Here is a 22,721-nt window from a genome sequence, read left to right as displayed (position 1 = left end):
CTTTACAACACCTGTCATAATAAAAAATCACTCTGGTAGTGCTTTTTTATTTACTTTTCCAATTGGTGTAACTGGTATTTTATCTATTCTCATTATTATTGTTGGAATCATATACGGAGGTAGATGCTCATTTAAATATTCTCTAACTGCTCTTTCATTTATCTTATCACTATCTTTATCATCAATCACATAATAAGCACATATATACATATCTCCATCATCATTTGTTCTCGATATACAAACAACACTTTTAATTTCTGCAATATTGTTTATTATATTTTCAATCTCATATAGCTCTATCCTGAACTCATCAATTTTTACTTGATTATCCATCCTTCCAATATAGTCTAAATTTCCATCATCTAACCATCTTACTAAATCACCAGTCCTATACATTAACTTATTATATTCACAAGTTTTATAAGGATTTTCTACAAATACTTGTTCTGTTAGCCCTTTTTTATTTAAATATCCTCTTGATATTTGAATTCCTGATAGACATAACTCTCCTGGAACTCCAATTGGACATAGTTTATTCTTTTTGTCCAATACATACGCATAAGTGTTAAATATAGGTTTCCCTATTGATATTTTCCCATATTCCTTATCCACACGAAAAGAAGTCGATACAACAGTAAATTCTGTTGGTCCATACTCATTATACAGTTCATAGTTACGTTTTCTATACCCTTTTAATCTTTCTCCTCCAGTCTGTACAACTCTAAGTGAACTATTGTTGCAGTTTTGTATAAACAATTTTGCAAAAGCCGTTGGTAATGCTAAAATAGTTATATCATTTTCCTCACAATATTCGTTTACTGTATATTCATCAAACTTAGCTTCTTCAGGCATAATATTTATTGATGCACCTATAAGTAAATATGGAAATAGCTGTTTCATCACAGCATCAAAGCTAAAGCTTAAGTATATACCACATATATCACCTTCTGTAGCATTTATTACTTTTACACTATAATAGCACATATTTACTAAACTTTTATGCTCTATTGCTATAGTCTTTGGTCTACCAGTTGAACCTGATGTAGATATTGTATACGCACAGTTTGATGGTGTTATTTCTTCAGTCAATTCATACCCTATTTTGAATATATCTTCATTATTTATATCAAGTACTATAGTGTTTTCATTTACAACTTTGCACCTAAGTTCATCTGTAGTTATTACTACTTTTGCATTACTATCTTCAAGAAGATAATTTAATCTTTCTTCTGGATTGCTTGTATCTATTGGGAAAAAAGCTCCTCCTGATTTCATAATACCTATTGCTGTAATAATTATATTAATGTCTCTTGGTAACATTACAGCTACTATATCTTCACTTTTTACTCCTATATGATTTAAATAACCCGCAAGTTTATCAGTTAATTTATCTAATTCTCTATATGTCAAATTTCTATTTTCATCTCTAGCCGCTACATTATCAGGTGTTATTTTAACTTGTTCTCTAAATAAATCAATATAACTTTTATCATATGGCACTTTATATTGATTATCATTAAAGTCCTCTAATAATACTTTTTCTTCTTTCTTACAGACAAATTCTAAATCTTCTATTAAAATATCGTTATCTTTTATTATTTGTTCTATTATATAGTCAAATTGATTTAGTATTCTTCTAATAGTTTCTCTTTTGTATATAGAAGGCTTATACTTTATTTTTATTTTAAGTGCTCTCTTTGTATATACTATTACAGATAAATCATATCCTTTTTTTTCTATGTCATAGTCATATGATAAGTCAAAACTTTTAGCTACAAATATAGTATTTATAAGTTTAGTATTTAGATGATTTTTATTCTCTATATCTGACAACAAATAATATCCATATTCTAAAGACCTACTCCATTGCCTTTTTAACTTTCTTACAACATCTATAAATTTCTCACTTTGTCTTACCTTGACTCTTATTGGAATTATATTTATTGTTTTTCCAAAAACTACATCATCTTCATATATATACTTCTGAAGTATAAGACCATATATAGTTTCTATGATAGAGCTTATGCTAATATTATTATTTTTAGAATACTGAATTAATCTTTCATGTTTCTCAATATTCATCTTAAAAACTTCATCTACTACTTCGTCAGAACAATCTTTATAAAAAAAATCATTTGGAATTTTTGCTATATTTGTATAATCATCTAACAAATCCATCCAATAATTCATAGCTCGTTCTAAATTAACTTCATACATATCAAAATTCCCCCTTACTACTAAATCTATAGAAAAAATTCTTTTGGAATTTTATTTTTGCAATATAGAAATATATTAATAATACATATGCAAGCTCTAAATACATGAGCTTGCATAAAATTATACTTATTATAACTACTAAATTCTCAATATTTACAATGTTTAAAATATATTATAACACATATATGATTTTATTTTTCTACATTTATATAATATATAAATTATAAATAGTTATTTAATTAATATATAACAATACCTTTTAGAATATGATATATTATATTAATTAAAATTTTATAAGATAAGTTATATTTATTGGAAGGAGATATATAAATGAATATTTACGCCCATAGAGGTTTTAGTGGAAAATATCCAGAAAATACTATTTTAGCTTTTAAAAAATGTTTAGATATGGATATATATGGAATAGAACTTGATGTTCATAAAACTAAAGATGGAAAGATTGTAGTTATCCATGATGAAAAGGTTGATAGAACTTTTAATGGACATGGATTTGTAAAAGACCTTACTTTAAAAAGGCTAAAGACTCTAAATTCATCTTTTGAAGGATACCAAAACAACAAAGAATGTAAAATTCCAACTTTAGAAGAAGTATTAATTTTAATTTCACCTACAAACCTTGTTTTAAATATAGAGCTAAAAACTGATAAAATAAACTATCCTAGTATAGAAAAAGATGTTTTAGAACTTATTTTAAAATATAACATGAAAACCCGAGTTCTTATATCTAGTTTTAATGGCAATAGCTTAAAAAACTTTCACAAATTAGACCCTAGTGTAAAAACGGCATTATTGTGTTATTTACCTATAAACAATGTAGTCAATTTTGCTAAATTTCTAGGTAATAGTTACCTTCATGCCCCTTTAATTTTAGTAAATGAATCTCTGGTTGAACTTTGCCACACAAACTTACTTGGTATTAATGTATATACTGTGAATGAAGAAGATGATATGCTACGTTGTCTAAAGCTCAATGTAGATGGTATTTTTACTAATTATCCAGATATAGCTTCAAATCTTTTTAATTCAAAACAACATAATTAACCATACAATGCTTGTACTCCTTGACTTTTGTATAATTAATATGTACAATTTTATTAAATTTATCTCGGAGGTGTAACTATGGATAACTTATTAAACGAACTTGAAGCTTTAAAAAGTAATTTAGATAATCTACCAATAGAAAAAATAGAAAATTATGATTTAAGTAAAACTGCTTTATTTATAATTGATGTCAATAATGGTTTTGCAAAACAAGGAGCCTTATACTCTCCTAGAGTAGAATCTTTAATAAAACCAATTGAAGCATTTTCAAAAAAAATAGCAAACAAATTAGATAGAATAATAGCATTTACTGACTCCCATACTTCTAATTCTATAGAGCTTTTGAGTTATCCTGTTCACTGTTTGGAAAATAATATAGAAAGTGAATTGGTTGATGAGCTTAAATCAATAGATAATCTACAAATTCTTCCTAAAAATTCTACTAATGGATTTTTTGCATTAGAAAATTTAGATTTTGAAGATATAGATAATATAATTATAGTTGGTGATTGTACAGATATATGTATATATCAATTTGCAATAACTCTAAAAGCCTATTTTAATCAGTATAATATTGAAAAAAATATAGTTGTACCTATGAATTTGGTAGATACTTATGATATCCCAAAGGTTCATCCTGCAGAACTTTTAAACTTAGTATTCTTTAATAGTATGATTCAAAATGGTGTCAAAGTGTTAAAGGAGCTACTTTAATAATACAATATTTCATACAACATATTATATAATTATTAAATAACTCATTTTGAATAAAAATTTTAATAGAACAATACAGTCTTAATAAAGATACATTTACTTATAACTATTATTTGTTACATCAAATCTCTACAATATAAAAAATCGCAATTTACATATTCCTTACATATTTTTGTAAGAAAAAATAAATTGCGATTTTTATTTTTAAGTTATATAACTAAGTAACATTGCTTCAATAGTTAAATTTACTTTTTAATAATCATACTTGTTTGTAGTCTCACACATAACCACTTTTATTTTTTTGTTGAACATATTTTTATATTCTAATAAAAACTCATTTAATTCTGAGTCCATAAGATTTATTTTTTTATCACTACAAAGCATTATTTTTTCTTGGTCTATTATTACATTAATATCATTCAAATCATTTTTTATGAATGTTGTTATACAACTTTTTGGCTGAATTTTTTCACCATATTTCTCATAAAATCCTGCACTTTTTTTAAATGATTCTAAATCTTCTGTAGATACTTTGCTGGAAGTATTATCACTCATAAAACCTGCTGTAGAAGGGTCGATTCCAAAGTTTCTAAGTTGTTTTTCTACTTCTTCAGTGTCCATACCATATCTCTCCATAAATTGCTTTTGTATTTTCATAAACTTTTCTTGAGATATGTTGTTATCTCTCATATAATCAAATATTTTTCTTGAAAATTCAGCCATAGACATCTTTCCATCCATAACAGAAAAATATAAGTTATATATATATTGCTCAAATTTATCTACATCAGAATCTTTAACTTTATTCTTTAGTTCGTTAAAGTCTATTATTCTATCATCAGACATTCTTCATCCTCCTAGCTAAATTTTTACTTGTATAAGATTATACCATATTTCCATTATATTTATATACACACTATTTTTTTAATTTAATCATTTTTTCTGTAGCATTTAATTCACACATTATACCTAAAGGAATAGTTACCATTGGGATGCAATGTCCAGACTGAAGATTATATATAGCTGGCTTATTTACTTTCCTTGCAAATTCTTCTAATAATTCTATCAACTCTTTTTCTTCAATACAATCTTTAAAATCTCCAAAAATTATACCATTACATTCCTCAAGTTTTCCTGAAGAATAAAGTTGGGTTAACATTCTATCTAATTTATATTGACATTCTCCAATTTCCTCAATAAATAAAATTTTATCCTTTGCATCTATTTCATACTTAGTTCCCATTGTAGCAATTATTAAGGATAAATTTCCTCCCATTATTATTCCCTCTGCTTTACCTTCACATACAGTGTAAATCTTTTCTTCTTTTGGATTTTCTAAATAGAGTTCATCTTTAAATTCTAAAGCATTTATTAGAGATTTATAGGTAAACTCATCCCATTTGGCTACATTTGCCGCCATTATCCCATGGTATGGTAAGAGACCACAATTTTTATAGAAAGCTAAGCTTAAACCTGTTATATCAGAAAAACCTATAAATGGTTTTGGATTTTGCTTTATTATATCATAATTTATTTTGTCTAATATCCTTGTTGTTCCATAACCTCCTCTTAAACACATAATCATATCTACATCTTTATCTAAAAACATGTCTTCTATATCTCTTGCTCTAATATCATCATTACCAGCTAAATAATTTTTATAATTTAAATTGCAACTTTCAGAAAATTTAACTTCATAACCATAACTCTCTAAATTAGACTTTATTTCCTCCAAACTTGTATTTCTTAATGGCCCAGATGGCGCAATTATTCCTAACATTTAAACACCTCTTATTCTAAAATGATATACTTCTATTCATGCTAAATCTCTCTATTATAATTATAAGATATTTTATTTGTACTTGATACAGAATAATGATTTATATTGAATAATATAATTAATGAAGAAAAATAAATTTTTAATACAGTTAGGATGTGTTTTATGATTAATATAAAAACTCTTTGCTATGAAATAAATGATTGGATTATAAATATAAGGAGAGATTTACACAAAACTCCTGAACTTGGATTAGAAGAATTTCAAACTAAGAAAAAAATCATTAAGTATTTAGATGAAATAGGTATAAGTTACATTGAATATAAAAATCATACAGGAATAACTGCATATATAAATGTAAATCCAAACTTTGAAACAATTGCAATAAGAGCTGATATAGATGCTTTACCTATAACAGAAGAGCTCAATTCTCCTTATAAATCCATTAATCTTGGTAAAATGCACGCATGTGGCCATGATGCACATACTGCTATTTTACTTGGCACTTGCAATATATTATTTAAATTAAAGGATTATCTAAATGTAAATGTAAAACTCTTTTTTCAACCTGCTGAAGAAACCATTGGTGGTGCTCAGCTTATGATAGAAGATGGTTGTTTGAAAAATCCAGATGTTAAATATATATTTGGCCTTCATGTCAATCCTAATATTGAGAAAAATCTAATTGAACTAAAATACAACACTTTAAATGCTTCCACTGATACACTTCGATTGACTGTACATGGCTCAAAGTGTCATGGAGCTTATCCACACCAAGGTATTGATGCTATAGTTATATCTGCTCATATCATAACAGCTCTACAAACAATAGTCAGTCGAAATACAAATCCTACCGATTCTGTAGTTATTTCTTTAGGAAAAATTGAAGGCGGAATTAAAGAAAATATAGTTTGTGATAAAGTTGTTATAAAAGGAACTTTGAGAACTTTAACTCAAGAAACTAGAAATTTTTCCAAAAAACGAATTAAAGAAATTTGTGATTTTACTTGTAAAACATTTGGTGGGAATGTTTCTGTTGAAATTGAAGAAGGTTATCCTGCTCTTATAAATTCAAATCATCTCGTAGATTATGTTAAACAAAATGCTATAGATTTATTTGGAAAAGAAAATATTGTCATTAAAGATGCTCCCACTCTTGGTGCTGAAGACTTTTCATATTTTTTGAGATACTGTGAAGGAGCCTTTTATCATCTTGGTTGTGCAAATAGCAAGAAAAATATCACTTCTCCTCTACATACATCTACTTTTGATATTGATGAAGATTGCCTTATTACTGGTGTTATACTTCATGTAAAAAATATATTATCCTTTTAGTTGTTAATATTTATATATAATAATTTTTATATTGACCCTCACATGGTGTTAGGTACTATTCTAAAATTACAAATGACAAAACCAAATAATTGGAGGTAATATTATGAAAGAAATATTAATAAATCCTATAGGAAAAATACGTGTTCAAGGTGAAGAAATCTTTATTGAATTGGATAAAAAATATATACCTGCACTAAAAGGACTTGATGGATTTGCTCACTTGAATGTACTTTGGTGGGCTGATGGGTTCGATAATATTGAATTAAGAAATATTTTAGAAACTCCAAAGCCATATAAAAATGCACCTGATATTATGGGAATATTTGCGACAAGGTCACCTATTAGACCTAATCCAATAGCATTAACTACTGTACAAATTATTAATATAGACTATGAAAATGGTATAATAAAAATCCCATATATTGATGCTAATGACAATAGCCCTATTATTGACTTAAAACCATATACTCCTAGTGTTGATAGAATCGAAAATCCATCAGTTCCTAAATGGTGCAATCATTGGCCTAAAAGTGTAGAAAATTCAGGAGAATTTGATTGGGAAAATGAATTTGAGTTTTAACATACGTTATTCCTTTGTATTTAAATTTTAAGATTATATAATTACTTTTATCTACTTTAATATTAGTAAATTATCTTGTATACTTAAATATAAATAAATATAAAGGAGAAAATACATGACAATATTTGGTCTACAAGCAGCAAATTTATTTGGATGGATAGCTATGGTTCTTGGTGTTATCATGTCAATTAATGATAGCAAAAAACAACTGCCAAAATTCAAAAACTTAAACTACTTTTTCTTTGCTTTCATAGGCTTATTTTACGCATTTACTTTATTTGCACTTGCTCAAAATTTTATACCACATATATTTAGAATATTAAATTGTATCATTTATATAATAATCCTAATAGCATGTAATAAAATTTCTACAAATAAAAACCTTAACAGTAGTTTTTGGACATTATTTGGATTTTCAATAAATCCTATTTTATCAATAATTATTGTTTTCTTTATTAAAAATAAAAAATACAGTTAAAATAATACATTTCTTTTTGAGAGTTATTTAATAGCTATAAAGTACACTTTTGTACATTAATTATCAGCTTATTTCTTATAACTCTCTATTTTTTTGCCTTTTATTTCTTATAACTTCCTACTATTTTCCTTCTCTGCTAATTAATTATAAATCCATATAATAGCTTCTATAAACAATTTAACTTAAAAATGATACTTAACTATGTTAAACTAGTAAATGTAACCACTTATATGTTACAATCTTATATAAATATTACATATAAAAAAATTATACAAATAGATGGTACTTAGTATTCTATTTTTAATACTAGCTCAGTAATTTTTCAGTTACAGATTTAATAATAATTAATAGTAAGACATAATATTTTTATGACCTTTATTGATTATATTTTTCTGTTATCTGTTATTATCATTAATAATAAATATAAGGGGGTCTATATTATGAAATTATATTTAAGTGCTGATATAGAAGGTACTTGTGGTATTGTAAATTGGGATGAGACAAAACTTGAATGCGAATTTTCATATCACTACAGAACTCAAATGAGCAAAGAAATAGCATCAGCATGTGATGGAGCTACTCAATCTGGCATGTATGAAATACTTGTCAAAGATGCACATGATAGTGGTAGAAATATTAATCCAGATATTTTACCTGAAAATGTCAAAATACTTAGAGGATGGACTAAAGACCCGCTAGTTATGATGGCTGGAATTGATGAAAGCTTTGATGCGTGTATATTTACTGGCTATCATTCTGGAGCTACTTGTAATGGTAATCCACTTTCTCATACCATGGATCTTGATTATGACTATTTTAAAATAAATGATGAAATAGCGTCTGAATTTACTATAAATGCTTATATTGCTGCGTATTATAATGTTCCTGTGGCCTTTTTAAGTGGAGATGAAATGCTTTGTGAAAGTGCAAAAAAACTAAACCCAAATATAATTACTGTACCTGTATCAAAAGGAATTGGAAACGGTTCAATTTCAATACATCCAAATCTCGCACTAAAAGAAATAGAAAAAGGTGTTAAAAAAGCTTTATCTGGAGATTTATCTAGGCACTTAATAAAATTACCTGATAAATTCAAAATAGAAATAAAGTTTAGAGAACATTACAAAGCTTTTAAAGCTTCTTTTTATCCAAATATGAAAAAAATAGATTCTCAAACAATATTATTTGAAACAGAAGACTATTATGAATTTTTAAGAATGTTATTATTTATATAAATTAAGGAGTTGATTAAGATAAGTAATAAAAGAAGAATTCCTTTAGGCGAATTTATTTCTGTATTTTTATTTTTTGCTGTTTTTTTTGGTATAACTTTTTGTATTTTCACGGTTATAGGAATTGGCTTCTTATCATTCTTAGGTTTTGAATATAAATCTCTTGGGTCTGTACTAATTTTCTTTTTAATATATTTTTGTATAACTACTCCAATTGATTTTTTATGCACTACTATTTTAGATATATTTAGATATGTAAACAAATTACCTTACTCATTATATAAACTTTGCGAATTTATAATTGATTTTATACTAACTTTTCTAGCTATGAACATAATTGATACATTTATGGATTCAATAACGATTCCTTTAAGTACAGAAATCTTATTCGCTTTACTCTCTTATCTTTTATCCGAATGTATGGATTTTTTTGATAGAGATAAGAAAAAGTCCTAATAAAAAAGATAGATTTTTTGATAGAACACATACATTAGTGTATCTATTATATAATCTATCTTTATTTTATTTAACAAGTTTTCTTAATTAAAATATAGTTTCTTCTATCTCTCTAGTCATTTGTTTCGCATTATCAAAGAAATCTTCTATATATACTACTTCATCACTCATTCTTGAATATTCAGCTGCAAATGCCATTACATGACTTTGTATAGCCTCTTTTGCTGCTACTCTACCCTTTTCTAGTTCTTTATTTGAAACTAATTCAATAAATTCAGCGATAAGGTTTCTATCATATTCCTCCACCATATTCTGTTTATTTGATGGCTTTATAACTATTTCTTCATTTTTTCCGAACTCTTTAATTCTTATCTCATTTTTATTTAAATCGCCACCAACTTCACCATGACTAAACATTAGCTTTATAGTTCTTCCGCTTTCTTTAGTAAATGCACATAAATTAAAAGTAGCTGTCACTCCATTTTCAAACTGCAATATATTTACCATATTATCTACAACATTGTTGTCACATCTATAAACACATCTTCCATATGGACTAGTCTCAAGTATTTTTAAAATATTTTCTTCTGTTGGATTTATATGAACAGCTCTGTTTATACTTCTATCTTTTTCTAGATAAATTCTCTTTGCTGAATATGGACATTTTTTTTCAACTAAGCATTGAAGACAGTTCTGTGCCATTTCTCCACTAGCATTTTGGTTATTAAGATGCTTCAAACTTCCAAATGCAGATATTTTTTTACATCTACTACCTACTAAATATAATAAAATATCCATATCGTGACAACTCTTAGCTAAAATTAAAGGACTTGTTTCATTACTATTTCTCCAATTTCCTCTAGTAAAACTATGTGCAAAATGCCAGTACCCTATATTTTCATTGTACTGTATACTAACCAGTTCTCCTAATTTTTTACTTTCTTCGATTTCTTTTAATTTATTATAAAATGGAGAATATCTAAGTACATGACAAATCATAAAAATCTTATCTTTATACTTATCACATAGGTCATCTATATGAACCAAACCATCTAGACTGTTAGACATTGGCTTTTCTAATAATATATGATAGCCTTTTTCAAGAGCTAATTTTGCTACATCATAATGTCTATCATCATTTGTAGCTATTATGACTGCGTCTGCCATTTTATCTTGTTCAAAAAAGTCTTCTAAAGTTTCAAATACATTTTTGCTATCTAAATTATATTTTTGTGTAAATAATTCTCTTCTTCCTTTTTTAGGTTCAGCTACAGCAACTATTTCACACACATCAGAATTTTCATAAATATATGGAGCATATGCATATGTTCCTCTATTACCTGCTCCAATTACAGCAATTTTCACTTTTTCCATACTTTAATTTATCCCCTTTATATTATTTATACTACTCTATTATAGTCTATTTTTATAGACATTTGGATATTTTTAATAAAAGAAACAGCAGTTATAATTTTTCAATTTTAACTGCTGTTTTATACTAATATATTAAATATTTTCAATCTATATATTATTTAGCTTTAATATAAAATCTTAAGTATTAAATATATACTCTAAACACAATTTTTATCTATCTTACTGCTTTATTACGTTCTATTTTCTTTGTCTAATTTATCTAACTTCTTATTATATAAAAACATATAAAAGGCTGCTGAAAATACTATTAAATATCCGACAACACTTAGCATATCTGGATAAACATTGAATAAGAATATACTTAAAATTGCTGAAAAAATTATATTACTATAATCAAATATAGAAATTTCTTTAGCAGGTGCATACTTATATGCTAAAGTTATTCCAAATTGACCTAAACTTGCAAATACGCCTCCTAGTAATAAATATATAAGTTGCATAGGAGTCATTGGTTCATATACTGCAAAAGCGATTGGTCCTACAGTAATCAATGAAAATACTGAAAAGAAAAATACAATTGTATAATAATCTTCTCTATCTCCAAGAACTCTCAAACATGTATATGCCATTGCCGCAAATATAGCTCCAGCAATTCCTCCTAAATATGGAATCACTTCTACACTAAATGTTGGTTTTATTATGAATAAAGCTCCTATAAACGCAATTATAATAGCTCCTATCTGTTTTACATTTATTTTCTCTTTTAGAGCAATTGCACAAAATATAACTACAAGGAAAGGACTCATTTTATTTAACATGTTAGCATCTGAAAGCATTAATTTGTCAATTGCATAGTAGTTAAATATAACTCCTAAAGTTCCAAATATTGACCTATATAAAAGTACTTTAAAATTTGCCTTTTTACCAGTTAGACTACCTCTATGTTTTATAATAAGCCAAAAGGCTATTATAGCTGATACCAAATTTCTAAAGAATACTTTTTGAAAACTTGGTAAATCTCCTGCTAGTTTTACAAATGCAGACATCATTGCAAAACCAAGAGCTGATAATATTATGAACATTATGCCCTTTATTCGATTTGATTTGATTGTACTACTCATACTTACCTCTTTTCTATATAAATATATAAAGTCATATTAATTAAAGACTTCTACTTATAGATTAAATAATAATTATCTAAATATTCCAATTTATACTATAATTAAAAGTATAAATTATGTCAAGTAACTAATAAATCTTTTCAATTAATAACAATAATAATTATAATTAAAAAGTTGTATGTTTTTATAGATTATTATTACAATATATAATATAATTTTATATAGTATAGACTTTTTTTAATTTATTATTTAGATTTTTAATAGATTTTTTAATTATGGAGGTATTTAAAACATGGAAATAAAAAGATATGAAGGAACTGGAAGAATGAGTAGAGCTGTAGTTCATAACAACACAGTTTACTTATGTGGACAAACTCATGCTGAGGGCGGAATAATTGAGCAGACTACTGAAGTTTTAGCTAAAATAGAAGATTTATTAAACAAATATGACTCAGATAAACAACATTTATTATCTGTTACTATTTATTTAAGAGATATGAAAGATTTTGAAGCTATGAACTCTGTTTGGGATGCTTGGGTTGAAAAAGGATTTGAACCTGCTAGAGCCTGTGTTGAAGCTAGACTTGCTAGAGAGCATTTATTAGTTGAAATGAGCGTTGTGGCAGCTACAAAATAATTAATTTAACTGACAAGGAGATATAATATTAATATTATATCTCCTTACTGTTTTATTTACATCAATTTACTTATTTTCTACAGGCAATATCAATTTGGATAGATATTTGCCTCCATGATAAATGATATTCTTTGCTTCTATATATTCAATACTATTATAACCTTCTATAGTATTGCTATTTTGGAAAATAAAGTTTTTAGCACTAGATGTTATATCTAGTCTAATTTTATGACCAACTTTAAATGTGTTTGATATTTTTGAAGTTATAATTGAAAACTTGTAAACCTCTCCTTCTTCCATAAACTCCGACTTATAAAAACCATTTCTAAATCTGGCACTAAGTATACCATCAGCTAATTTAATTGAATTTCCATCCAAATCTACATCCATAATTTTTATAACCCAATCAGTATCTTTAGCAGAACTTGATGCGAAGAACTCTAACTTTATATCACCTGTTATAGTAAATTCTTCACTAAAAGCATCTGATGTATAACACAACATGTCACTTCTTTTTTCTAAATCCTTATAATTATTTGGAACACCAACTTCATTTTCTGACATATCAATTAGTTGTATTGATGGGTCTTTAGGATTATATATATACTTATCACGCTTTTCTTCTAAAACACTATCAAATACTAATCTTCCATTTCCTAAAGATGTGTTAGCATTCCCATCACTTATTAGATATAAAGTCTTATCTATTTTGTTTCTTATTGGCCAATTTGTCTCTGTCTTCCACTTATTAGAACCTACAGAATAATACTCTACTGAAGCAGTCTTATCTACTTTGTTTTCTATCCCTTTTAAATATTTATCGAACCATAACAGATAATTATAATCTAAATCATATCTCAGTGAATTATTTCCTAAAGAGATACCATTTATATCTCTTAAAGTATTTGAGTTATGCATCCATGGACCTAAAATAGCCTTTCTTTTCCCTTTTTCATAACCTTTTATTACATCTAAAGCTTCTGTAGTTCCCATACCATTATCATCATACCATCCAGATACAACCAATGCAGGTACATTTATTTTATCTTTTTGTGAATGCCAATCCATCATATCCCAATACTCATCTTTTTCTACTCTCTTTAGCCATTCTTCCAAGAATTTTATTCTATATCCAAGTGCTTCAATAGGGATATTCTGTATAGGTCGTATGTTTAAAACATCATCCCAATCATCTCGTACCATTTTACTTCTATCAACTTTATTTCTCGATACCATAAATGCCCATGCAAGCATACCAGATACAAAGGCTCCCCCTTTTCTTGGTATATCAATAAAAGGACTTCCTGATGTTACTATACTAACTAAAGCTTTAAGATGTTTATTACCTGAAGATGCAGCTGCCCATTGAACATAACCAAGATAAGATGCCCCTAACATACCAACCATGCCATTTGACCATTTCTGTGATACTATCCAGTTTATAGTACTATCTCCATCTTCTCTTTCATGAATCATCGGCTCCCAATCACCTTCTGATTCATTTCTTCCTCTAACATCCTGTATGACAACGACATATCCTCTTTGTACATATTTATAATATATTTCTTTATCATTTTCTTTTCCATATGGAGTTCTCATAAGAATTGTTGGTGCTTTTTTAGTAGAATCTATAAGATTAGGAAGATACACATCTGTAGAAAGTTTTATTCCATCTTTTATATCAACCATATAATTTCCACCAAATCTTATAGAATATGTCTCTTCATTTTTATGAGTTTTATTCCATTCTTTTAATACAGTATAATCTTCATATCCATCCATAACTAATATAGTACAAGTTTCTCTAGATAAGCATATGAAACCAACTATTTTATTATCCACAATAATTACATCCAATGGAAATTTTTTATTTCTTTGAGCCCATATGTATTCATTAAGCCTAGAATATGTCTCTCCTAACTTATTTATAATGACGCTTTTATCTGTATTTACTAAACTACTAGTGTATATATCAAAGTTATCAAATAAAGAACTCAAATCTATTTTTGTAAGATTTAAATAATATGCATTTTCTTCTTTACTTATTGCTTTTAAACTTTCAATTTTATTTGTAAAAGGATTCAATTTTTCAATTAATAACTTATCATCAAAAACTACATTTCCACTATATAATCCAGATATATATAGTCTAAACTTTAGCAATTAAATCACCTCCTATAATCCCAAGGACATTTTTATAGCATATGCCACTGATATACCTGCATAGTTTCCTAATACTCCACCAATTACTCCCATTACCACTGCCACACTTACAAGTGAATTCCATTTTGCAGATGCAGCTACTAAAGCTGAAGTTGGTCCATCAGCAATTGCTCCTACTATAGAAAGTATTACATATTGATACTTTATTTTTAAAAGTCTAGTTATACATAGATGGAAAACAAATGAAGCAAAAATTATGCTAAAACAGTAAAGTGTTATGGTGAAGGTTGAACCTAAAAACTCTTTTATATCTACTGAAAAACCTATAGTACATAAAAAGAATAATGCAACAAATAATCCTAAATCTAAATTCCCTTTTAGTTTCTTTACTGGCTTTAACTGAGCAATTATAATTGAAATAGTTGTAACTAAAAGAATTCTTGCTGCACTACTAAAACTTGAATTGAAATATCCAGAAAGGATTGTTGCAACCTCTGTAACAACAAAACCTATAGCCAACATCCAGGCAATATCTTGAATACTCCATTCTTTTGACCCCATAAATTCTTCATTCTGCTCATCCTCTAATTCTGATTCTTCTACATGATATGGCCAAAGTTTTTTAAATTTCTTTGAACTCTTTAGTATAGCTGGTAGAGCAAACATAAATATTAATGTTGGTACTCCAATTACATAATCTGCTGCATTTGCCGCTGCAAGAGTTTGTCTACTTACATTAAGACCTGTACCAATGGCTGTAAGATTAGCACTTCCACCAGTATATGTACCTACAAACATTCCAGCAACTTTCCAACCTTCTGATATTTTTTCTGCAAATACAAGTCCAAATAAAAATGCCATTATACTTACAGTTAATACAGCTACAAAAATTGCAATCAAAGGCTCTCTTGATAACTTTGTCATTTCTTTTAAATCAACACTCATCAACATTATAGTCATAGAGACTGGAATGGCATATGTAGAAATAGTTCCATATAACTCAGTACTTACTGGAACCACTTTTAAGTTTGAAAGTATTATTCCCATTATGATTATTGTAAGTGCTGGTCCTAAACTCTTAATAGCTTTATATCTTTGTAAGTAAAAACCCAATGCAATCATTGATGTCATTACAGCAAGTATACTGCCTGGACTTGAAAAAAATGTATTCATATTTAACCTCCAATTTTATCATAAGTTTAATTCTATTCCTAAACCTGGTTTATTGACAAGATTCATAATATCTCCATCCATCACAAATCCTCCAGATATACCATTTAATTCTTCACAAAACATAAAACTATCAAGGTCAGCCTCTGTTATATTTTTTTTAGATGCAATTAAATTTGCTGCTGCTGTTATACCAATTCTCGTTTCAAGCATACAACCTAACATACAATTTACTCCACTTGACTCAGCTATATTATTAATTTTTATAGCAGGATATATTCCTCCTGATTTCATCAACTTAATATTAAATGTGTCAACTGCATCCTTTTTTATCGCTTTAATAGCATCTATTGGTGAATGCAATGACTCGTCTATCATAATTTTTATATTACTCTTATTTCTTATGTAAGCAGTTCCATCTAAATCCCAATGTGGAAGTGCTTGTTCAATTGCATCAACACCAAATTCTTCTAATCTTTTGATAGTATTTATGCTACTATTTATATTCCATCCTTGATTTGCATCAATTCTAATTCTTATGCCTTCTCCAACAACTTCTCTAATTAATCTTACAGCTTCAATATCATCTTCAGGATTTATCCCTGCTTTAAGCTTCAATATTCTAAATCCTTCTTTAGCTCTTTCTAAAGCTTCTTCTGCCATTTTTTCTGGTTTATCTATGCTTATAGTAATATCTGTTTGAACTTTATTGTCAAACCCTCCAAGAACTTTATGAAGAGGTGCATTCATAATTTTTCCTTTGATATCGTATAAAGCTATATCAATGGCTGCTTTTGCAGAAGTGTTACCTATTATAATTCCATCCATGATTGTATGTATCATTTCAATATCCAGTGGGTCTTTTCCTATCAGCTCTTTTTTAAACATCAGTAATATTGAAAGTACATTATCCAAAACTTCACCTGTGACTGCTGCAAGAGGAGCTGCTTCACCAAATCCATAATATCCTTCATCAGTTTCAATCTTTAAGATTACACTTTCTCCATATTCAATTACCCCAAATGAAACTACTACAGGTTTTTTTAATTTAATTCTCAGTTTTTCAAATTTTATATCTGTTATCTTCATATTACCCTTCTTTTTTGAAGTTATAATTTAATTTATTAAACTTTATACTTAAAATTATATTATTACTTCAATACATATGTCAAGATAATTTACTGAAAATTTACTATTTTCTAAAATATCCTTCAATAATCTTCTTTTAATTAATCCTTCTATGCTAAATTCATTCTTATTATATTTTTTATTATACTAATTCAACAATAATTGATTTTTTTAAACTTTTAGTTATATTTAATTGAATTTTAATTATCAAAACATTCTATTTATTCTTATTGCCACTAATTCTATGTTATGCTATAATTACTTTGTTTTTATCGAATATTTATATTAATTTTATTATTTGGAGGTTCTTATGCTAGGTGAAAAGATGAGAAATATAAGAAAAAGCAAGAAAAAAACATTAAGTGATGTTTCCAAATTGACAGATTTATCTATAAGTTATATCTCTCAGATAGAAAGAGATGCTATTGAACCATCCTTATCTTCATTGAGAAAAATTGCTGAAGTTTTAGATACTCCTTTATATATGTTTATGGATGATAATAATACTGATGATTTAGTCATTAGAAAAGAAGATAGAGTTATGATGAAATTTCCAAGAAGTGAAATGTTTTATGAGATAGTATCTCCAATGCCAACACCTGAATTTACTCCTTCAAGTTTACTTGTAGAGTTTGAACTTAAACCAGAAAGTGAGGATGCTAAGGATTGTATATATCATGCATCAGAGGAAATCATGGTAGTAACAAGTGGTATGATTGATATTTGTATAGGCGAAAAAGTAGTAAGATTAAATGCAGGTGATTCAACATTTATAAAGGCTAATATACCTCATAAAATCATCAACCCAAGTAAAGATACAATAGCTCGTGGATATGGCGTTATTTCTCCTCCAATTTGGCCCATAAAATCCAAATAAACACTATATAAAATACATACTTTTTATATAAACTTCAAAATAAAAATTAAAAATATTTAAATACTACTTTTATTTTCAAATTGAAGTATTTATTTAAATCTATAATCTTTGTCTAAACTAAAAAATAGCTATTTAACTAAACCATCTTAATTATGGTAAATAGTAAATAGCTATTTGTAAATTACGTTTTAAATTACAATAAGAATTATGTTTATTAAGATTAAATTAAACTGCTATATCATTTAATACTTTTGCTTTGACAACTCTTATATTTTTCATGCTCTTATAAATATCTTGAATCTTTTCTTCTTGTTCTCTTAGCAATTTATGTGCTTCATATATATCTACAAATTCAAACTTTACTATATCATTTGGCTTTGCTTGTGCCAACTTATACAAATCTACACTTATTACATTTCCTATTTTAGTATAACCACCACTAGTCTGTCTATCAGATAGCATTATAATAGGTTTTCCATGTCCAGGTACTTGTATAGCTCCATAAGAAATACCATCAGATATAATGTCTGCTCCATTAAGGTGCTTTATACTCTCTCCATCTAGTCTGCAACCCATTCTATCTATTTCATTTGTAACTTTATATTCATTCGACAAGAATTTTTCTACTTCACCTTTAGAAAAAGCATCAAACTGAGGTCCTTTTACAATTCTTAATACTATTTCTGAACTATAATTTGGAATGTATTTTGAATTTAATTTTTTATTTATAGTAAAATCTTTTTCCTGAATGAAAGTATTTATATAATCTCCTTTTTTAAGTGCTCTACCTTCAAAGCCACCAATTTTAGCTCTTGTATAAGTTGATTTACTACCCATTGCAAGTGGAACATCTATTCCGCCAGCTATTGATACATATGCTCTAGCTCCTGATTTTACACCTCTAAATGATAACACATCACCAGGGTTTATTTGATATGACCTCCAGTTTTGAATCTCTTTTCCATTTATTCTAGCGCCTAGATCTCCCCCAGTTACTGCTATTTGTGTATATTCATCAAATGTAATTGTAGGGCCCAACATTAGAACTTCTAAAGAAGCTTCATCTTCAGAATTTCCAACTAATATATTTCCTACTCTATGTGCATACTCATCCATTGCCCCACAACCAGATACACCATATTGTCCATATCCAACTCTACCTCTGTCTTGTATTAATGTTTGGAAACCTCCTAATTCAACTTTGAATCCCATATATACCACTCCCTGTACTATAACGATATTTAAATACTCAAATTATTTTTTTCAATTTCTATAAATTCATCTAATGTTATTGGAACAAATTTTATAAAATCTCCAGCTCTAAGTAAAATTTGTTCTTCTCTATTTTCATCATATAATTTTAAAGGTGTCCTACCAATTATTTGCCATCCTCCAGGACTGTCTATAGGATATACTCCTGTCTGAGAACCTGCTATACCAACGCTTCCGCCATAAATTTTAGTTCTTGGCACCTCTAGCCTAGGTGTAGCTATTCTTTCATCCATACCTCCTAGATATGGAAATCCAGGAGTAAATCCCAACATATATATCAAGTACTCTCTACCTGTGTGTATTTTTATAACCTCATCCACAGTAAGATTATTATGGCTTGCAACATTTTCAATATCTATGCCAAAAACCTTATCATAACATACTGGAATCTCATGTATTTTAGGTTTTGGTAATTCTATGCTTTCTAAATTATTTTCTATTTTTTTTAAGCTTTCAATTAAACTATCAAAGTCTATTTTTAAGGGATTATAACTTATCATAAGTGACCTATATGTTGGCACCATTTCTGTGACAATCCCTTTAAGATTTGATATTTCTATTGCCCTCATAAATGAAATTACTTTTTTATTTATATCTTCTGATATTTCATTTCCAAACTCAGCAACTACTGCTTTATCTCCTGATAGCAAGTATCTAGTTTTCATAAATGTCACCTCTTCTAAATTAAGCAAATAAAGTTCCTAGACTACTAAGAGAAGTTATTCCTGTATAGGCAGATATTAATACTACTATTACTCCGAATATTAAAAGCCATGTAGGATGTTTATAATCTCCAACAATATCTTTTCTTTTAGATGCTATAAGCATTATTCCTAATGTGATTGGAAGTATTAGTCCATTTAAAGAACCTGCTAAAATTAATAAAGTTGCTGGCTTTCCTATAAACGCCATTATAAGTGTTGATATTGCTATAAATGCTATTATGAAATACTTTTCATACTTATCTATAAAAGGGTTTAGTGTTTTTAAGAAAGAAACTGATGTATAAGCAGCTCCTATAACTGATGTAATTGCAGCAGACCATAATACAAGTCCAAAGAATTTATATCCTATTGCTCCTGCACTAAATTTAAAAGCTGAAGCAGCTGGATTTTCTGGGTCAAGTTGAAGACCTTTTGAAACCACTGCTAATATTGCTAAAAATAGAAGAACCCTCATCATTGTTGCAACTAATATTCCTAAAAGAGAAGATTTAGTTATTTCTTTTATATTTTCTTCTCCTGTTATCCCACCATCTATCAATCTATGTCCTCCAGCAAAAGTTATATAACCTCCAACACTTCCTCCAAGTAAAGTTATTATTGGGAATATAAGCCCTTTTGGATTCTCTGGTTTTACCATTTTTGCAACTGCCTCTCCAACAGGAGGATGATTTGATATTGCTACATATCCAACTATAATTATCATACCTAATGCTAAAAATTTAGTTATCTTATCTACTAAAGAATTTGAATTTTTTGACATAAATACAAATATTGCTATCAATCCACTTAATATAGTTCCAAGTGTCATATTCATATTAAACATTACATTCATACCAAGTGCAGCTCCACCAACATTTCCTATGTTAAAAGCTAATCCTCCAAGAGCTACTAAAAAAGCAACTAGATAACCTAATCCAGGCACTATTTTATTTGCTATATCTTGTCCTCTAAGCCCTGATACACCAATTACTCTCCATACATTTACTTGAGCCCCTATGAAAAGAATTGTTGTAATTAAGATTACAAATGAAAAACTCGGTCCAAAATCTTGAGTAAATTGTGCTGTCTGAGTTAAAAAACCAGGTCCAATTGCTGATGTTGCCATTATAAAAGCAGCTCCTATAAGTGCCCCAACATCTTTTTTATTTTTCGTTTTATCAGTAATATTTTTTGTACTCATATTTTATCTCCCCCTCATATTATCAGTCTTAAACCATGTTCTCTGATGAACAAGCTTCCATATCTTCTAATGGACAAACTTCTATATTTTCTAATTCAAAGCGTTTTCTTATCTCTTTAACAAACTCTATTGCCTTTGGATTATCCCCATGAACACATATAGAGTCGGCTTTGATATGTATAACGTCACCTGTTAAAGTTTCTACAGTTCCTTCTTTTACCATCTTAACAACTCTATCTATTGCACATTTTGTATCATGTATAACTGCTCCCTCTACACTTCTTGGAACTAAAAATCCATTATTATCATAAGCTCTATCTGCAAATACTTCATTTGCATACCTAAGCCCAATCTCTTTAGCAGAATTTATCATTTCACTATTGTATAATCCTAAAAGTATGATATCTTTATTTACTTCATATATAGCTTCACAAATACCCATAGCTAAATCTTTATCTTTAGCTGCCATATTGTATAATGCTCCATGTGGTTTTACATGTTGTATGTTACATCCATTTGAGCTTGCAAAAGCCATTAAAGCTCCTAATTGGTATTTTGTATAATCTTTAGCTTCTTGCTTAGTTATTTTCATCTCACGTCTTCCAAATCCTATTAAATCTAGAAAACCTGGGTGTGCTCCTATTTTCACTCCATTTTCTTTGGCTAGTTTTACTGTTTTATTCATATGATTAGGGTCCCCTGCATGAAACCCACAAGCTATATTAGCTGATGAAATATATTTTAAGACTTCTTCATCTAAACCAATGTTATATGCTCCAAAACTTTCTCCTAAATCACTATTTAAATCTACTTTATACAATTTATGACCCCCCTCAGTAACATTTTGATAGAATAAGTAGTTTTGATTTTTAAATTTTGTTTATTTTATATATTGCATGAAATATTTTATTCCTTTTATTCAATTTTATTTTTGCAACTATTTCATTGCATTTTATAATATAATTTTACCATTTGAGGAATATTTTTGCAATTATTTTAATTTCACATTCATTTGTATTTCTTTTTCAAAAAATGTTTTTGCCATTTTTTAGTTAATAATTAATCATTTTTGCCTAAAACAAGGACTTCAACTTTCATTTTTAAAGTATTTCTCAATTTTAACCACTTTATATGCAAGACAGAAGTATTTTTCTTCATTCATTTGTTTATTTCATCTATATAATTATCGTTTCTTGTAAATAAAATATCTTTATATTCTTACA

Annotated in this window: 21 protein-coding genes; 9 read left to right on the top strand and 12 right to left on the bottom strand. The window is 27.7% G+C overall.

Translation table 11 applies throughout. From position 1 onward, the window contains the following. Window positions 1-27: 27 nt before the first annotated feature. Entirely contained in the window at window positions 28-2,217 is a 2,190-nt protein-coding gene (locus ACTG47_RS06975) for an amino acid adenylation domain-containing protein (RefSeq protein WP_479926595.1), read from the bottom strand. 330 nt (window positions 2,218-2,547) lie between these two features. On the opposite strand from ACTG47_RS06975, the gene ACTG47_RS06970 reads away from it, so the two are divergent. Beyond that, the gene (locus ACTG47_RS06970; protein WP_479926594.1) at window positions 2,548-3,279 is read left to right on the top strand and encodes a glycerophosphodiester phosphodiesterase; all 732 of its coding nucleotides are present in this window, start codon (window positions 2,548-2,550) and stop codon (window positions 3,277-3,279) included. Between the two features lie 78 nt (window positions 3,280-3,357). Continuing rightward, window positions 3,358-3,993, top strand: a complete 636-nt coding sequence (locus ACTG47_RS06965; protein WP_479926593.1) for a cysteine hydrolase family protein — start codon at window positions 3,358-3,360, stop codon at window positions 3,991-3,993. A gap of 252 nt (window positions 3,994-4,245) precedes the next feature. On the opposite strand, the gene ACTG47_RS06960 is transcribed toward ACTG47_RS06965, so the two are convergent. Next, window positions 4,246-4,839 (bottom strand): DUF3867 domain-containing protein, encoded by a 594-nt coding sequence (locus ACTG47_RS06960; protein WP_054269881.1) that lies wholly within the window; start codon window positions 4,837-4,839, stop codon window positions 4,246-4,248. Between the two features lie 70 nt (window positions 4,840-4,909). Then, window positions 4,910-5,773: a S66 peptidase family protein gene (locus tag ACTG47_RS06955; protein WP_479926592.1), complete on the bottom strand. Its 864-nt coding sequence runs from the start codon at window positions 5,771-5,773 to the stop codon at window positions 4,910-4,912. 162 nt (window positions 5,774-5,935) lie between these two features. Between ACTG47_RS06955 and ACTG47_RS06950 the strand changes: the two genes are divergently transcribed. The 5 genes from ACTG47_RS06950 (at window position 5,936) to ACTG47_RS06930 (ending at window position 9,851) form a co-directional block, all read left to right on the top strand. After that, complete coding sequence (locus ACTG47_RS06950) at window positions 5,936-7,105, top strand: M20 metallopeptidase family protein (RefSeq protein WP_479926591.1); 1,170 nt, start codon at window positions 5,936-5,938, stop codon at window positions 7,103-7,105. Window positions 7,106-7,208: 103 nt separating this feature from the next. After that, on the top strand, window positions 7,209-7,685 hold the full coding sequence (locus ACTG47_RS06945) for an SAM-dependent methyltransferase (RefSeq protein WP_169465478.1): 477 nt from the start codon (window positions 7,209-7,211) through the stop codon (window positions 7,683-7,685). 115 nt (window positions 7,686-7,800) lie between these two features. Then, complete coding sequence (locus ACTG47_RS06940; RefSeq protein ID WP_479926590.1) at window positions 7,801-8,163, top strand: hypothetical protein; 363 nt, start codon at window positions 7,801-7,803, stop codon at window positions 8,161-8,163. A gap of 440 nt (window positions 8,164-8,603) precedes the next feature. After that, window positions 8,604-9,398, top strand: coding sequence for a M55 family metallopeptidase (locus ACTG47_RS06935; RefSeq protein WP_479926589.1), 795 nt, complete (start codon window positions 8,604-8,606; stop codon window positions 9,396-9,398). A gap of 9 nt (window positions 9,399-9,407) precedes the next feature. Next, a complete protein-coding gene (locus tag ACTG47_RS06930; RefSeq protein WP_479926588.1) occupies window positions 9,408-9,851 on the top strand; it encodes a regulatory YrvL family protein in 444 nt (147 codons plus the stop codon). An 87-nt stretch (window positions 9,852-9,938) separates the two neighbouring features. On the opposite strand, the gene ACTG47_RS06925 is transcribed toward ACTG47_RS06930, so the two are convergent. Both ACTG47_RS06925 and ACTG47_RS06920 read right to left on the bottom strand, forming a co-directional pair. Then, window positions 9,939-11,225: a Gfo/Idh/MocA family protein gene (locus ACTG47_RS06925; protein WP_479926587.1), complete on the bottom strand. Its 1,287-nt coding sequence runs from the start codon at window positions 11,223-11,225 to the stop codon at window positions 9,939-9,941. A 230-nt stretch (window positions 11,226-11,455) separates the two neighbouring features. Further along, window positions 11,456-12,346, bottom strand: coding sequence for a DMT family transporter (locus ACTG47_RS06920; protein WP_479926586.1), 891 nt, complete (start codon window positions 12,344-12,346; stop codon window positions 11,456-11,458). Between the two features lie 292 nt (window positions 12,347-12,638). Between ACTG47_RS06920 and ACTG47_RS06915 the strand changes: the two genes are divergently transcribed. Continuing rightward, window positions 12,639-12,983 carry a RidA family protein gene (locus ACTG47_RS06915; protein WP_021384144.1) on the top strand — a complete coding sequence of 115 codons (345 nt, stop codon included), beginning with the start codon at window positions 12,639-12,641 and terminating at the stop codon, window positions 12,981-12,983. 66 nt (window positions 12,984-13,049) lie between these two features. On the opposite strand, the gene ACTG47_RS06910 is transcribed toward ACTG47_RS06915, so the two are convergent. From ACTG47_RS06910 to ACTG47_RS06900, 3 genes are read right to left on the bottom strand one after another with little or no spacing between them, the layout of a single operon-like run. Further along, a complete protein-coding gene (locus tag ACTG47_RS06910) occupies window positions 13,050-15,146 on the bottom strand; it encodes a CocE/NonD family hydrolase (RefSeq protein WP_479926585.1) in 2,097 nt (698 codons plus the stop codon). 12 nt (window positions 15,147-15,158) lie between these two features. Beyond that, window positions 15,159-16,319, bottom strand: a complete 1,161-nt coding sequence (locus ACTG47_RS06905; RefSeq protein ID WP_479926584.1) for a DUF819 family protein — start codon at window positions 16,317-16,319, stop codon at window positions 15,159-15,161. Window positions 16,320-16,337: 18 nt separating this feature from the next. Further along, window positions 16,338-17,405: a mandelate racemase/muconate lactonizing enzyme family protein gene (locus ACTG47_RS06900; RefSeq protein ID WP_479926583.1), complete on the bottom strand. Its 1,068-nt coding sequence runs from the start codon at window positions 17,403-17,405 to the stop codon at window positions 16,338-16,340. Between the two features lie 349 nt (window positions 17,406-17,754). Between ACTG47_RS06900 and ACTG47_RS06895 the strand changes: the two genes are divergently transcribed. Beyond that, window positions 17,755-18,321, top strand: coding sequence for a helix-turn-helix domain-containing protein (locus ACTG47_RS06895; protein WP_479926582.1), 567 nt, complete (start codon window positions 17,755-17,757; stop codon window positions 18,319-18,321). A 225-nt stretch (window positions 18,322-18,546) separates the two neighbouring features. Here the strand turns inward: ACTG47_RS06895 and ACTG47_RS06890 are convergent, their stop codons facing one another. The 4 genes from ACTG47_RS06890 to ACTG47_RS06875 are packed head-to-tail and all read right to left on the bottom strand — an operon-like array spanning window position 18,547 to window position 22,318. Then, complete coding sequence (locus tag ACTG47_RS06890; RefSeq protein ID WP_169465497.1) at window positions 18,547-19,533, bottom strand: 5-oxoprolinase subunit C family protein; 987 nt, start codon at window positions 19,531-19,533, stop codon at window positions 18,547-18,549. Between the two features lie 29 nt (window positions 19,534-19,562). Then, window positions 19,563-20,258: a 5-oxoprolinase subunit PxpB gene (pxpB, locus tag ACTG47_RS06885; RefSeq protein WP_479926581.1), complete on the bottom strand. Its 696-nt coding sequence runs from the start codon at window positions 20,256-20,258 to the stop codon at window positions 19,563-19,565. Window positions 20,259-20,277: 19 nt separating this feature from the next. After that, on the bottom strand, window positions 20,278-21,498 hold the full coding sequence (locus tag ACTG47_RS06880; protein WP_479926580.1) for an NRAMP family divalent metal transporter: 1,221 nt from the start codon (window positions 21,496-21,498) through the stop codon (window positions 20,278-20,280). A 28-nt stretch (window positions 21,499-21,526) separates the two neighbouring features. Then, window positions 21,527-22,318: a 5-oxoprolinase subunit PxpA gene (locus ACTG47_RS06875; RefSeq protein ID WP_169465503.1), complete on the bottom strand. Its 792-nt coding sequence runs from the start codon at window positions 22,316-22,318 to the stop codon at window positions 21,527-21,529. Window positions 22,319-22,721 lie beyond the last annotated feature (403 nt).

This window comes from Clostridioides sp. LIBA-6622, assembly GCF_056716095.1.
This window is presented reverse-complemented; position numbering and strand designations above follow the sequence as displayed.

Excerpts from the sequence above, each read along its gene's own strand:
- ACTG47_RS06975 (WP_479926595.1), bottom strand. The coding sequence starts at position 2,217 with ATGTATGAAGTTAATTTAGAACGAGCTATGAATTATTGGATGGATTTG.
- ACTG47_RS06970 (WP_479926594.1), top strand. The coding sequence starts at position 2,548 with ATGAATATTTACGCCCATAGAGGTTTTAGTGGAAAATATCCAGAAAAT.
- ACTG47_RS06965 (WP_479926593.1), top strand. The coding sequence starts at position 3,358 with ATGGATAACTTATTAAACGAACTTGAAGCTTTAAAAAGTAATTTAGAT.
- ACTG47_RS06960 (WP_054269881.1), bottom strand. The coding sequence starts at position 4,839 with ATGTCTGATGATAGAATAATAGACTTTAACGAACTAAAGAATAAAGTT.
- ACTG47_RS06955 (WP_479926592.1), bottom strand. The coding sequence starts at position 5,773 with ATGTTAGGAATAATTGCGCCATCTGGGCCATTAAGAAATACAAGTTTG.
- ACTG47_RS06950 (WP_479926591.1), top strand. The coding sequence starts at position 5,936 with ATGATTAATATAAAAACTCTTTGCTATGAAATAAATGATTGGATTATA.
- ACTG47_RS06945 (WP_169465478.1), top strand. The coding sequence starts at position 7,209 with ATGAAAGAAATATTAATAAATCCTATAGGAAAAATACGTGTTCAAGGT.
- ACTG47_RS06940 (WP_479926590.1), top strand. The coding sequence starts at position 7,801 with ATGACAATATTTGGTCTACAAGCAGCAAATTTATTTGGATGGATAGCT.
- ACTG47_RS06935 (WP_479926589.1), top strand. The coding sequence starts at position 8,604 with ATGAAATTATATTTAAGTGCTGATATAGAAGGTACTTGTGGTATTGTA.
- ACTG47_RS06925 (WP_479926587.1), bottom strand. The coding sequence starts at position 11,225 with ATGGAAAAAGTGAAAATTGCTGTAATTGGAGCAGGTAATAGAGGAACA.
- ACTG47_RS06920 (WP_479926586.1), bottom strand. The coding sequence starts at position 12,346 with ATGAGTAGTACAATCAAATCAAATCGAATAAAGGGCATAATGTTCATA.
- ACTG47_RS06915 (WP_021384144.1), top strand. The coding sequence starts at position 12,639 with ATGGAAATAAAAAGATATGAAGGAACTGGAAGAATGAGTAGAGCTGTA.
- ACTG47_RS06905 (WP_479926584.1), bottom strand. The coding sequence starts at position 16,319 with ATGAATACATTTTTTTCAAGTCCAGGCAGTATACTTGCTGTAATGACA.
- ACTG47_RS06900 (WP_479926583.1), bottom strand. The coding sequence starts at position 17,405 with ATGAAGATAACAGATATAAAATTTGAAAAACTGAGAATTAAATTAAAA.
- ACTG47_RS06895 (WP_479926582.1), top strand. The coding sequence starts at position 17,755 with ATGCTAGGTGAAAAGATGAGAAATATAAGAAAAAGCAAGAAAAAAACA.
- ACTG47_RS06890 (WP_169465497.1), bottom strand. The coding sequence starts at position 19,533 with ATGGGATTCAAAGTTGAATTAGGAGGTTTCCAAACATTAATACAAGAC.
- pxpB (WP_479926581.1), bottom strand. The coding sequence starts at position 20,258 with ATGAAAACTAGATACTTGCTATCAGGAGATAAAGCAGTAGTTGCTGAG.
- ACTG47_RS06880 (WP_479926580.1), bottom strand. The coding sequence starts at position 21,498 with ATGAGTACAAAAAATATTACTGATAAAACGAAAAATAAAAAAGATGTT.